General features: G+C 66.8%; 12 protein-coding genes. 4 read left to right on the top strand and 8 right to left on the bottom strand.

Annotated elements, in window-relative coordinates; all coding sequences use genetic code 11:
- Positions 1-19: 19 nt before the first annotated feature.
- The gene (locus ASC94_RS06150; protein WP_229417186.1) at positions 20-811 is read right to left on the bottom strand and encodes an ABC transporter ATP-binding protein; all 792 of its coding nucleotides are present in this window, start codon (positions 809-811) and stop codon (positions 20-22) included.
- 245 nt (positions 812-1,056) lie between these two features.
- On the bottom strand, positions 1,057-1,356 hold the full coding sequence (locus ASC94_RS32310; RefSeq protein ID WP_157201316.1) for a hypothetical protein: 300 nt from the start codon (positions 1,354-1,356) through the stop codon (positions 1,057-1,059).
- Positions 1,357-1,504: 148 nt separating this feature from the next.
- Here ASC94_RS32310 and ASC94_RS06140 point away from each other — a divergent pair, with 148 nt between their 5' ends.
- Positions 1,505-2,617, top strand: a complete 1,113-nt coding sequence (locus ASC94_RS06140; RefSeq protein ID WP_056392360.1) for an NADH:flavin oxidoreductase/NADH oxidase — start codon at positions 1,505-1,507, stop codon at positions 2,615-2,617.
- A gap of 171 nt (positions 2,618-2,788) precedes the next feature.
- Positions 2,789-4,261 carry an APC family permease gene (locus ASC94_RS06135; RefSeq protein WP_157201315.1) on the top strand — a complete coding sequence of 491 codons (1,473 nt, stop codon included), beginning with the start codon at positions 2,789-2,791 and terminating at the stop codon, positions 4,259-4,261.
- Positions 4,262-4,337: 76 nt separating this feature from the next.
- On the opposite strand, the gene ASC94_RS33985 is transcribed toward ASC94_RS06135, so the two are convergent.
- Together ASC94_RS33985 and ASC94_RS06130 are read right to left on the bottom strand one after the other, a co-directional pair.
- Entirely contained in the window at positions 4,338-4,460 is a 123-nt protein-coding gene (locus tag ASC94_RS33985) for a hypothetical protein (RefSeq protein ID WP_267875089.1), read from the bottom strand.
- A 2-nt stretch (positions 4,461-4,462) separates the two neighbouring features.
- Entirely contained in the window at positions 4,463-4,693 is a 231-nt protein-coding gene (locus ASC94_RS06130) for a hypothetical protein (RefSeq protein WP_157201314.1), read from the bottom strand.
- Positions 4,694-4,874: 181 nt separating this feature from the next.
- Between ASC94_RS06130 and ASC94_RS33520 the strand changes: the two genes are divergently transcribed.
- On the top strand, positions 4,875-7,031 hold the full coding sequence (locus tag ASC94_RS33520) for a diguanylate cyclase (protein ID WP_229417185.1): 2,157 nt from the start codon (positions 4,875-4,877) through the stop codon (positions 7,029-7,031).
- Here ASC94_RS33520 and ASC94_RS06120 read toward each other — a convergent pair.
- Positions 7,028-7,363, bottom strand: coding sequence for a YkgJ family cysteine cluster protein (locus ASC94_RS06120; protein ID WP_056392353.1), 336 nt, complete (start codon positions 7,361-7,363; stop codon positions 7,028-7,030). The genes ASC94_RS33520 and ASC94_RS06120 overlap by 4 nt on opposite strands.
- Before the next feature lie 83 nt (positions 7,364-7,446).
- On the opposite strand from ASC94_RS06120, the gene lhpI reads away from it, so the two are divergent.
- Positions 7,447-8,421: a bifunctional Delta(1)-pyrroline-2-carboxylate/Delta(1)-piperideine-2-carboxylate reductase gene (gene lhpI / locus ASC94_RS06115; protein WP_056392352.1), complete on the top strand. Its 975-nt coding sequence runs from the start codon at positions 7,447-7,449 to the stop codon at positions 8,419-8,421.
- Here the strand turns inward: lhpI and ASC94_RS06110 are convergent.
- The 3 genes from ASC94_RS06110 to ASC94_RS06100 form a co-directional block, all read right to left on the bottom strand.
- Positions 8,418-8,924, bottom strand: a complete 507-nt coding sequence (locus tag ASC94_RS06110) for a hypothetical protein (RefSeq protein WP_056392350.1) — start codon at positions 8,922-8,924, stop codon at positions 8,418-8,420. The two genes, lhpI and ASC94_RS06110, sit on opposite strands and share 4 nt — an antisense overlap.
- A gap of 83 nt (positions 8,925-9,007) precedes the next feature.
- The gene (locus tag ASC94_RS06105; RefSeq protein ID WP_056392348.1) at positions 9,008-9,970 is read right to left on the bottom strand and encodes an EamA family transporter; all 963 of its coding nucleotides are present in this window, start codon (positions 9,968-9,970) and stop codon (positions 9,008-9,010) included.
- Positions 9,971-9,984: 14 nt separating this feature from the next.
- On the bottom strand, positions 9,985-12,222 hold the full coding sequence (locus ASC94_RS06100; RefSeq protein ID WP_056392346.1) for an FUSC family membrane protein: 2,238 nt from the start codon (positions 12,220-12,222) through the stop codon (positions 9,985-9,987).
- Position 12,223 lies beyond the last annotated feature (1 nt).

The following is a 12,223-nucleotide window of genomic DNA, read 5'->3' as shown; positions in this document are numbered from 1 at the left end:
AAACGGCGTTCGCCATGGATTAATGCAGTTCGGCTTCCTGGTCCTTGCCCACTTTCAGCAGCTCCATCAGGCGTCCCGCCAGGGGGCCGATTTCGGGCAGCTTGCGGCGCGCCAGCGGATCGTTGCGGTGCGGCAGATCGACCACGATTTCCTCGATCACGGTGCCGGGGCGTTCGCTCATCACCAGCAGGCGGTCGGACAGGGCGATGGCTTCAATCAGGTCGTGCGTGATGAACAGCGCGGTGCGCTGCTTCTCGTACAGCATCTGCGCCAGGTCCTGCTGCAGGATCATCTTGGTCTGCGCGTCCAGCGCCGAGAAAGGTTCGTCCAGCAGCAGCACATGCGGGTCCACCGCCAGGGTGCGGGCCAGCGCGGCGCGCTGGCGCATGCCGCCGGACAGCTGGTAGGGGTAATGGCCTTCAAAGCCTTTCAGGTGGCACTTGGCCAATAGCGCATTGGCCGCCTGGTCGCGCTCCTTTAAGGACACGCCGTCGATCTCCAGGCCCAGGCCCACGTTGGCGCGGATGGTGCGCCAGGGCATCAGCAAATCCTTCTGCAGCATGAAGGCCACTTTCTTCACCGGCTTGGTCACCAGTTCGCCGCTGACGTACACCTCGCCCACCGTCGGCAGGTACAAGCCCGCGCCCATGTTCAGCAGGGTGCTTTTGCCGCAGCCGGACGGGCCGATGATGGAGACGACTTCCCCGCTGCGGATGGAAATGTTGACGTTGTTAACCGCAGAACGCGGCTGTGAGGTTTGCCGGTCGATGAAACTCTTGCCGACGTTGCGGAATTCGATTTCGATCATCATTTCTCTCACAATCATGTGTTCCACATATAAAACAGTGCTTCGTATGTGGGTTGTAATGTGATTGAAATATAGCAGAGATTTTTTCAAAATCCAGCTTTTCGTCTCAAATAAAAATCAGCGTTTCATAGGTAAAACAAAGCACAAAAAATGGGCAGGAATGCCCGGATGAGAAAAAGGGGGCGCCGCCCTATGGCAGCGCCCCCTTTTCAATTGAAAGTTGCTCTGGCGTGCTGTTGTTTTCGTGCTCAGGTGGACGACGTCACATGCGCCGCGCGGCGCACGCGCGGCTGCATGGAACGGTCGGGCGCAGGGGCAGCAACGGGTGCTGCAACCGGAGCCGCAATCGGCGACGCTTGGGGAGCGGAGGAAAGCGGAGGCAAATCATTGTCCTGCGGGTCCGGCGTGGCCGCGCGCGGGTGGGCGGGCAGCCAGCCGGCGATGGCAGCGGTGCCAGCCATGCACAGGATGATGACGGAGATCGCGGCAACAGCACTCAGGGGCGAGAAGCGGTTGCTGACAGTGGGGATTTTTTTGATGATCGCCATGATGATCTCCTTTGTATATTTTGCTGAGCCTCAAGATTAACGATCCGGCACGCCGCAAGCTATACACGGGCCTGTATCAAAAGTAAGCAACTGTAACGGTGCCCTTGAAGTGGCGTTACACTGGCGTCTTTTGCCTCCGGAGAGCGCCATGAGCCAGCTGTTTACCCCTTATGCACTCGGCCCGCTGACGCTGGCCAACCGCATCGCCATCGCACCCATGTGCCAGTACTCGGCGCAGGACGGCCTGGCCACTGACTGGCACATGATCCACCTCGGCCAGCTGGCCTTGTCCGGCGCCGGGCTGCTGATGACGGAGGCCACCGCCGTGTCGCCCGAGGGGCGCATCTCGGCCTGGGACCTGGGCCTGTGGTCGGACGCGCACCAGGCCGCGCTGGCGCCGGTGGTGCAGGCCATCCGCAACTATTCGGCCATGCCGCTGGCGGTACAGCTGGGGCACGCCGGCCGCAAGGCCTCCAGCCAGCGGCCGTGGGAGGGCGGCGCCAGCGTGCCGCCGTCGCATGGCGGCTGGCAGACCGTGGCGCCGTCCGCCGTGCCGCACGCGCCGGGCGAGCATCCCCCGCTGGCGCTGGACGCGGCCGGCCTGCAGCAAGTGAAGGACGATTTCGTGGCCGCCGCGCGCCGCGTGCACGCGCTGGGCATCGAGGCCATCGAACTGCACGGCGCCCACGGCTACCTGCTGCACCAGTTCCTGTCGCCGCTGTCCAACCAGCGCACGGACCAATACGGCGGCGCGCTGGAGAACCGCATGCGCTTCCCGCTGGAGGTGCTGCGCGCGGTGAAGGCCGCGGTGCCGGAATCGGTATGCGTGGGCATGCGCATCTCGGCGTCGGACTGGGTGGCGGGCGGCTGGGACATCGAGCAGAGCGTGGCCTTCGCGCACGAACTGGAGAAGGCGGGCGCCCATTTCATCCACGTGTCCAGCGGCGGCGTCTCGCCGCTGCAGCAGATTCCGCTGGGACCGGGCTACCAGATCCACTTTGCGCGCCGCATCAAGCACGCCACCGGGCTGCCCACCATCGGCGTGGGCCTGGTGACCGAAGCTGCGCACGCCGAATCCATCGTGGCGCAGGAAGACGCGGACGTGGTGGCGCTGGCGCGCGCCATGCTGTACGACCCGCGCTGGCCGTGGCATGCGGCCGCCGAACTGGGCGCGCAGGTGCAGGCGCCGCCGCAGTACTGGCGCTCGCAGCCGCGTGAACTCAAGGATTTGTTCGGCAGCACGCGGCTGGGCCAGCGCTGACAGGGCGCGTGGCTCGCGTCTTAACGCAACAACACAGTTGTCATTCTTGTACAAAATTCCTCGTGGCGGGCGCGGCGTAAAGCCCTATAATCGCTTGTTTTTGACCGTACCCATCAGCAGAACGCGGCGGCACAACCGGCGCGGCGGCTACATACCATACAAGGAATGCCTGTGACTCAAACGCTGGCCCAGAAACTGACCCGTACCAAGCCGGTCGGTCTGCACGCCGAACATGGCGATACCCACACCGGAGGCCTGGCCCGTTCCATGGGCTTGTTCTCGCTGACCATGATAGGCGTGGGCGCCACCATCGGGACCGGCATTTTCTTCACCATGGTGGAAGCGGTGCCCAAGGCCGGCCCCTCGGTGATCCTGTCCTTCCTGCTGGCGGCCATCACCGCCGGCCTGACGGCGCTGTGCTACGCCGAACTGTCGTTCCGCATTCCCGCTTCCGGTTCCGCCTATTCCTTCGCCTACAGCACGGTGGGGGAGTTCCTGGCCTTCATCGTAGCCTTCTGCCTGCTGCTGGAATACGGGCTGGCGGCCAGCGCCACGGCGATCGGCTGGTCCGACTATCTGAACAACTTCCTCGTCAACGCCATCGGCTGGCAAATCCCCGAGACGCTGCGCACGCCGCTGATCCTGGCCACGCCCACCGGATGGGCATGGAACGTCGGCCACTTCAACCTGCCGCCCATGATACTGGTGGCCATGTGCTGCATCCTGCTGGTGCGCGGCACCAAGGAATCGGCCACCACCAACGCCATCATGGTGATGGTCAAGCTGGTGATCCTGGTCTTCTTCGCGGCCATTGCGCTGGGCGGATTCGACGCCAACAATTTCACGCCCTTCCTGAAGCCCGTAAGCGGCGAATGGCTGCCGGGCGCCACCGGCATCGCGGCGGCGGCGGGCACGGTGTTCTTCTCCTTCATTGGCCTGGACACTATCGCCACCGCGGGCGAAGAGGTGCGCAACCCCAAGCGCAACGTCCCCATCGGCATCCTGAGCGCATTGGTGATCGTCACCGTGTTCTACCTGCTGGTGGCGGTGGCCGCCATGGGCGCGCAGCCGGCCCACAAGTTTGAAGGCCAGGCCGCCGGCCTGGCGGTGATCCTGCAGAACGTCACCGGCAAGGCCTGGCCCGCGCTGGTGCTGTCCGCCGGCGCCGTGATCTCGGTGTTCTCGGTGACGCTGGTAACCATCTACGGCCAGACCCGCATCCTGTACGCCATCTCGAAGGACGGCCTGATGCCGAAAACCTTCCAGACCGTGAATCCGAAAACCCATTCGCCGGTCAGCAATACGCTGATCGTCTGCCTGGTGGTGGGCGTGGTGGCGGGCCTGGTCGACTCCACCTTCCTGTGGGATATGGTGTCGATGGGCACGCTGACCGCCTTCATCATCGTCTCGGTGGCCGTGCCGGTGCTGCGCCGCAAGGACCGCGCGGCAGGCATTCCCACCAAGGGCGGTTTCCGCGTGCCTTTCGGCCCCTTCTTCGTGCCGGCCCTGAGCATCGGCGCCTGCGCCTACCTGATGGTGAACCTGTCGCATGCCACCAAGGTGATCTTCACCATCTGGATGCTGGTGGCGGTGGTGACCTACTTCGGCTACAGCATGCACAACTCGCGCCTGAAGAAGGCATAAGCCTGCGCGGCGCTGCCCTGGAATGACAAAACCCGGCCTCGACCGGGTTTTTCTTTGACGCGTGTGCTGCTGCGGCTTAGTGCGCCTTGGCCAGCGATTCCAGCTCGGCCAGCGAGCGGTCCACCACGGGTTGCAGGCAGATGCGGGCGGCGATGGCGGCGGCGGCGATAACGGTGGTGAACAGTGCGATCAGTTCCATGATTAACCCCGCGAAGCCATGAAGTGCAGTTCGGCCATCAGGTTGGGCATGTTCGCGTCCGGGCGGCTGGCCAGCTCGAACAGCGTCGCTTGCGGCTTGCTACGCTGCACAGGGGCGGCGGCAGGCTTCTGCGCCAGCAGCGCCGCGATCAGACCGCGTACTGCGCGGCCAACGTTGGCGAAATAGGTGGTTTCGTTGTAGCTGTTGAACGTCAGGTTGCTTGCGGTGGTCATGATGTGCTCCAATGTGTGCGATGTTGCAGTGCAGTATATGTGCCTTGCATCCATAAATAAACTTTTCATTTGTGATGTATGCCATAAAAAATGCATATAACAGTGCCGCAGGGATAGGCGCGGGGCTGTGGCTCTGCTGTATCATTGATAGCCTATAAGCAAGTAAAAACAGGGGATAGGGATGTCTTTGCGTATTAAATTAATGCTCGCCTTGCTGCTGACCGGACTGGCGTCGGTGGCGGTGGTGGGCGGGTTGACCTATTCCAGCGTCAACCGGAAGTTCGACACCATCCGCAGCAAGCAGGCCGCCGAGCACTTTCATACCTATATGACGGCCTACCTGACGCAATACGGCGACTGGAAGACCGCGATCGCCACCGAATCGTTCGACCGGTTCGTGCAGCGCACCGAACGCCGCCAGGGACCGCAGGACGGCGAGCGCCCTAGCGAGCTGCTGGAGCGCATGCCGCCCAATATCGACCGCCAGTCGCGCGGCAGGCCCGCGCCGGAGATGGATGGCATGGCCGCTCCCGGCGGCGATGACGCGGCGGCAGGCCGTCCGTCAGGCGGCGCCTATGGCCGTCCGCAACGGCCCGCCCCGCCCGCAGATGCGCCCGGGTCGCCCCGCCCGCTGCGCGAGGACAGCGCGCGCCAGCCCGGCGACGGCCAGCGTCCGCAATTCGACGGCCGCCGTGGTGCGCCGGACGGCCAGCGCCCCGGGTTCGACGACCGCCGTAGCTCGCCGGACGGCCGCCACCCCGAGTTCGATGACCGCCGTGGCCCGCCCGACGGCCGCCGCCCGGACGACGTCGATCGCCGCAGCCCGCCCGATGGCCACCGCCCCGAGTTCGATGACCGTCGTGGCCCGCCTGATGGCCGCCGCCCCGAGCTCGACGACCGCCGTGGCCCGCCGGATGGCCAACGCCCCGGGTTCGACGACCGCCGTGGCCCGCCGGATGGCCGCCGCCCCGAATTCGATGAGCGCCGCGCGCCGCCCGACGGCCGCCGCCCCGAAGCCGACGATCGCCGTGGCGCGCCCACTGGCCGCCGTCCCGATGCCGACGGCCGCCGTGCCACTCCAGATGGCCGCCCGCAGCCGCCGGCCGAGCGTTCGACGCAAGCGGATGGGCCGCAAGGCGCGCCCAAGGTATGGCGCGCCACGGCACGCCAGCCGTCGGCGGCCGACGCGCAGCAGCCGGGCTACACGCCGCAGCAGCCGGCATACGCGCCGCAGCAGCCTGACACCGCGCGCCCTCCCGAGCGTGACGAACGTCCAGACGAGCCCCGCCCCGACGACCTGCGTCCGCGCGGCCCGGACCAGGACGGTGATCGCGGCCCTGGCGGACCCGACCGCCGGCGCCAGGCGCCCCCGTTCCGCTTCGTGCTGACCGACCCGGACTACAAAGTCCTGCTGGGCGCCGGCCAGTACACGCGCGACTCCATCCTGCCTGCGGACGCCCGCCTCAGGGCGCGCCCGATCGAAGTGAACGGCAAGGTTGCAGCCTACGTATCGCCCGAAGGCGTGGTCACGCCCACCCGCCAGGAACTGGAATTCCTGGCCGCCATGCGCTCCTCGCTGGCGGCCGGCGCTGCGGGCGCCGCCGTGCTGGCGCTGGGCCTCGGCCTCGCGCTCAGCCGGGGCCTGAGCAGCCGCCTGAGCCGCCTCACCGGCGCCGTGCGCGCCATGCACGGCGGCTCGCTGCGCCAGGAAGTTCCCGTGCAGGGCAAGGACGAAGTGGCCACCCTGGCCAGCGCATTCAACGAAATGAGCGAGCAGTTGGCGCGCAGCCACGAAGAACTGCAGGCGTCGCACCAGACCATCTTGCAGCAGGCCGACCAGCTGCGCGAACTCAGCATCCGTGACGCGCTCACCAATCTGTACAACCGCCGCCACTTCGACGAGCAGGCCAATACCCTGTACAACCAGGCCGTGCGCCACAAGCGCCCTTTGAGCCTGGTGATCGGCGACATCGACTTCTTCAAGAAGATCAACGACAACTACTCGCACGCCACCGGCGACGCGGTGCTGCGCCAGGTGGGCGCCATCCTGCGCCAGCACGTGCGGCTGAGCGACCTGGTGGCGCGTTACGGCGGCGAGGAGTTTGTGCTGGCGCTACCGGAAACCGATTTGCCGCAAGCCGCCGCCTTGTGCGACAAGCTGCGCCAGATCATCGAGCAGCACCCGTGGCACGAAGTGGAGCCGGGCTTGAAGGTCACCATGAGCATGGGCGTATTTGCCGACTATGCGGTGGGCACGGCGGAAGCGATGCTGCAGAAGGCAGACGCGCTGCTGTACCAGGCCAAGGAAACCGGCCGCAACCGGGTCTGCCACGCCTAGGCGGGTTCGGCTTCGACGCCGGCTTCGATCTCGGGCAAGCCGTAGTGGGCGCGCGCCGCGTTGCAAGCCGGCGTGCCCGCCTCGAATTCGCGGCAGGTGCTGGAGCGCAGGGGATAAATGGAACAGCCGACGTCCCGGCCGACCACGCCTTCCAGCGCCGAGCAGCGGGAAGGGCGGTGCTCGGTGCCGCGCATCGCCACCAGGTGCGGCGAAATCGGAACCACCATGCGCTGAGGCACGGTGCCGCCCGGATGCGCATCTGTTTCGCCCCAATAAAACGATACCCGGAATTTGGCGCAGCATGCGCCACAGCTCTGACAGTATGACGACATATTCCATGGCAATGAAACAATGTTGGCTGCTATGATAACAGGACGCCGCACGCGATCAAGCGCGCGCCGCACTTGGAGACGCCATGCCGCAGTCCCAGCCACCGCACCCGCCTCCGCACGCGCTTAGCGCTGCCGACACCGCCGCGCTGATCCCGGTCCCCGCGCTGGCCGACGCCCTGCGCCTGGCGGTGGCGCAAGCGGCGCAAGGCGTCATCGCCTGCCCGGCGCGGCAGGTGGTGCCGCTGGCTGGCGGCGGCGTGATCCTGTCCATGGTCGCCACCGCGCCCGACATCGCCGTCCACAAACTGATCACCGTCGTGCCGGCCAACAGCGCACGCGGCCTGCCCACCATTGCGGGCCAGGTCAGCGTGCTCGACGCGGCCACCGGCGCTGTCGTCCTCACGCTGGACGGCGCCACCGTCACGGGCCGGCGCACGGCCGCGCTGTCCATGCTCGGCATCGCCACGTTGCTGGGCCGCGCGCCGCGCCACGTGCTGCTGGTCGGCACCGGCACGCAAGCGCTGAACCACGCCCAGGCGCTGTCCGTCATGTACCCGCAGGCGGCCATCAGCATAGGCGGGCGCAGCGGCGCGTCCGCAGAGCGCTTCATCGCCGAGCACCTGCACCCTTCCGGCGCCGCGCATCCCGGCCCGGGGAGTCCCGTCGCCGCCGCGCGCCACGCGGCAGCCGCCGACATCGGCGCGCTGGCCGACGACGTGGACGTCGTCATCACCGGCACCACCAGCAAGCAGCCGGTCTACCTGCACCCCGCACGCGCCGGGCGGCTCATCATCGCAGTGGGCGCCTTCAAGCCCGACGCCGCCGAAATCGCACCCGCCACGGTGCTGGCCAGCCGCATCTACGTCGACGACCCCGAAGGCGCCCGCCACGAAGCCGGCGATCTGCTGCAAGCCGGTGCCGACTGGTCGCAAGTCCAGGGAATTGCCCAGGCCCTGGGCGCCGCCCCGATGGCGGACACCGAGCCCGTGCTCTTCAAAACCGTCGGCTGCGCCGCCTGGGACCTCGCCGCCGCCCGCGTGGCGCTGGCGGCTGCTTAAGGCTGTACCTTGTGGTCTTCGGCTTGCGCCTTCTCCATGGCGTCCGGTTCGAGTTCTTCCGCCGACCGGTTGAGGTGCACGAAGATGCCCCAGGCGGCCAGCAGCACACCCACGCTTGCGACCAGCGCGGCCACGTAGAGCAGGTCTTCGGCATCGTCGTGGACGGCGCGGAAGGTGGCCACCAGGCCTTCGATCGCCAGCGCCACCACCACGACCACGAAGAATCGGGACAGGAAGCGCCGCACGCGGGTGGGGGCGCTGATGTCGGCGTCGCGCACGACTTCTTCCTCAATGATGGTCTCGGCGATTTGCAGCGCTACCACGGCAGCGGCCAGGATGCCGATCGCTTCGATCACTTCCTGCGCCGCCGCCAGGCCGAGTTCAGCGCCCGCAGCATGCCAGCCCATGCGGGCGGCAATGGCGACCAGCAGCAGCGCGCCGGCGCCGAACAGCAGCGCTATCAGGGCGTGTAGGGCGCTGCAGACCAGCATCAGCTGTTTCATGAGGGTGGGCTCCGACTTGTTGCGGTGCCTGTATTGTAGAGCGGGCCGCAGGCGCGCAATGTGCGCCACACATCATATGCCGCTTATAGCCGGGCGCGCGCACGGTCCAGCAGGCGGCCGCCCCACAGCACGCAGGCCAGGGCGGCGACGATGAGCGCGATGCCGGCCCATTGCAGGCCGTTGATGGTGTCGCCCAGCACCAGCATGCCTGCCGCGATGCCAACCACCGGCACGCCCAGGCTGAATGGCGCCACGCGGTTGACGGGATGGCGCTTGAGCAGGCCGGTCCACATGGCGTAGCCGAGGATGGTGGCCATCCAGCCCAGGTAGGCCAGCGAAGCCCAGGTGCTGGGCGGCGCGCCGGTCCAGCGCCAGCGCGTGGCCGGATCGTCGAACAGCAGCGACAGGCAGATGAAAGGCACGATGGGCGCCAGGCTGCTCCACACCATGAAGGCCAGCACGTCGAATTGCGGCGTGCTGCGCTGCGCGCGCCGCACCACGATATTGGACGCAGCCCACATGGCGGCGGCGCACAGGCATAGCAGGAAGCCGGCCAGCGTGGTGCCGCCCGCCGGACCTGCTGCGGCTGCAGAGCCGGCAGCGCCAGCAGCCCCGGCACCGCCCACGTAATTCAGCCCGAAGCACCCCAGTCCGCAGGCCGCCAGCGCCAGGCCGGCCAGCAGCGCGCGGCTGGGGCGCTCGCTCAGCAAGGCGTAGCTGAAGATGGCGGTGAAGAAGACTTGCGTCTGCAGGATCACGGAGGCTAGCGCTGCGCTCATGCCGGCCCGCAGCGACAGGAAAAGCAGTCCGAATTGCCCCACGCCCTGGCACAGCCCGTACAGCAGCACGATGCGCCACGACAGCTTGGGCGGGCGGATGAAGAACACCAGCGGCAGGATGGCGAACAGGAAGCGCCCGGCGCCCAGCTGGAAGGGTGTGAAGTCGCGCAGGCCGAATTTCATGGCCACGAAGTTGGTGCCCCAGATGAGGACCACGCACAGCGCGGCGATCAAGTCGCGGCCGCTCAAGGGGGCGTGGTCGCTCATGCTGTCTCCTGTGGCTAGTTGGGGGAGACGTTGTGGACGATCGCCTCGCTGTGAACCACGATTTTATCCGCATCCGCCTGCAGCAGCCGGATGCGCCGCTGCACCACCGGCCAGCCGGACCAGGCGACCGCCGGCTCTGTGCCCGCCTCTGCGCCCGCTTCTGTGCCCGTTGCTACGCCCGATTCTGTTCCCGTTTCCGCACCCGCGTTCGGTTGCATGGCTGTCTGCGCGGCCGCCTGCGCCGGCAGCGGTACGACCGGCTGGCCGTGCTGCGCCAGCGCGCGCGACAGGGTCTGGTACACCTGCGCGTGGCTTTGCGCCAGCATGGCGTTCACCGCGTCCGCAGGGATGTCCTTCACGTGCCGCCGCAGGATGGCGCGCAAGGCCGCCACATGTGCCACCAGCAGGTAGTTCTGCACGATGAAGAGGTTGATGTCCTCGGCCGCGCGCTGCTTGCTGGCCGGCTCGTCGAGCATCCGCACCAGGGCCGCGCTCAGGCCGGCCAGGCTGTCCATCAGGCGCTTGCGCTCGATGCGGTAGGGGAAGTCGTTGCGGCTTCGGCCCTGCAGCAGTTCGAACGAGGCCTGCATGTAGCGCAGGTTCACGTCCAGCACCTGCCGTATCAGGCGCGGCAAGGTCTGGTATTCCCAGTTGGCCAGCACGAAGCTGAACACGGTGGCCACCGCCGCGCCGATGAAGGTGTCCACCAGGCGCTCGGTGATCAGGCTGGTGTTGCCCGGCGAGATCAGGTGCATCTGCAGAAGGATCATGATGGACACCGCAATCGCCGCGTAGCGGTAGCGCAGGTAGATGAAGGTGGGCGTGGCCACCGTCGCCAGGATCAGGATGCCGACGATGGCCGGCGTGTAGTCCACGAACTTCAGGATCAGCGCCGTGACCACGCAGCCGATGATGGTGCCGATGATGCGGTCGCTGCGGCGCTGCTTGGTCATGCTGAAGCTGGGCTTCAGGATAATCACGATGGTGAGCACGATCCAGTAGCTGTGCGCCGCATACGGCAGCAGATGGCCCACCGCCAGCCCGGCCGCAATCGCCATCGCCACCCGCAGCGAGAAGCGGAAAATGGGCGAGTCCATGCGGAAGTGCGACAGCATCAGCTGCAGCTCGTACTTCTGCTGCGACAGGAAAGGCTGCATGTCGGCATCCACCCAGAACGGCGTGCCTTCATACGCCTTCTGGCTGGCCACGTGCAGCTCGCCTATCGTGCGGATGATGGCGCGGATCTTGTTGCGCTGCGCGCGCAGCACCGCCAGCGCTTCGCCGGCCGGCTTGCCCGCGTCGGCGTCGGCCTGCAGGCGCGCGATGGCCGCTTCCATCGCCTCCAGCTCCGGCGCGTAGCTGATGGCGGCATGCGAGGGCAGCTTGCGCGTGACCGCATAGCCGACCGACTCGATATCGCGCGCCGCCTTGTAGGCCAGGTCGTGCAGCGTCCCGAGCACAGGCGCATCGGCCAGGTGGGCGCGCAGCAGCGCATAGTCCGTGTGGGTGGACAGGATCTGCTCGTACAGGTCCAGCATGCACACGTGGATCTGCACCACGATAGCATCCTTGCGGTTCTGGTGGCTGCGCAGTATCAGGTCGCGCGAGGCCTGCTGGCGGTCCGCCAGCAAGGCCTGGTGCCGCACCAGCTTGTTGAATTGCTCGGTGAGGTTGTAGCGCGTGTCGTAGAAGTCGGCCTTGATGTCGATGTAGGCCGCCAGCTCGAACAGCGCCTCGGCCAGCACCTGCTGCTTGATGCGGTGGCGCAGCAGCCAGGCCAGCGCCATGGCGTAGGCGAGATAGGCCACGCTGCCCAGCAGGAACAGGCCGGCGTGGATAAAGGACTCGCGCGCCGTCATCACATGTTCCATGGACATGGTCATGATGAACAGCGTGGCGAGTTGCAGGGGCATGGACTTCTTCCCGTACACCACCATCATGCTGGCGAAGAAACTCACCAGCACTAGCATGGTCATCAGCAGCCACGGTACCGGGCCGCACAGGCTGATGATCAGCGTCACCGAGGTGCACAGCAGGACGGACGCCAGCATCTCGTTGAACTTGTGCTTCAAGGGGCTGGGCATGTCCATCAGCGCGGTGCACAGCGCGCCGATGCACACCGTCATGGCGACTGCCAGGCCGGCGAACTGCTGCGCGATGATGGTAACGCCGACCAGGCCTGCCGCGAACCGCAGGCCCAGGTGGAAGTAATGGCTGTAGAAGAAGGTCCGCAGGTTCAGTGCGTAGTGCATC

The sequence above is a fragment of the Massilia sp. Root418 genome (assembly GCF_001425265.1).
Classification (GTDB): Bacteria; Pseudomonadota; Gammaproteobacteria; order Burkholderiales; family Burkholderiaceae_D; genus Rugamonas.
Note: the sequence above shows the minus strand (reverse complement) of the source record. Positions and strands in the feature narration are given on the sequence as shown.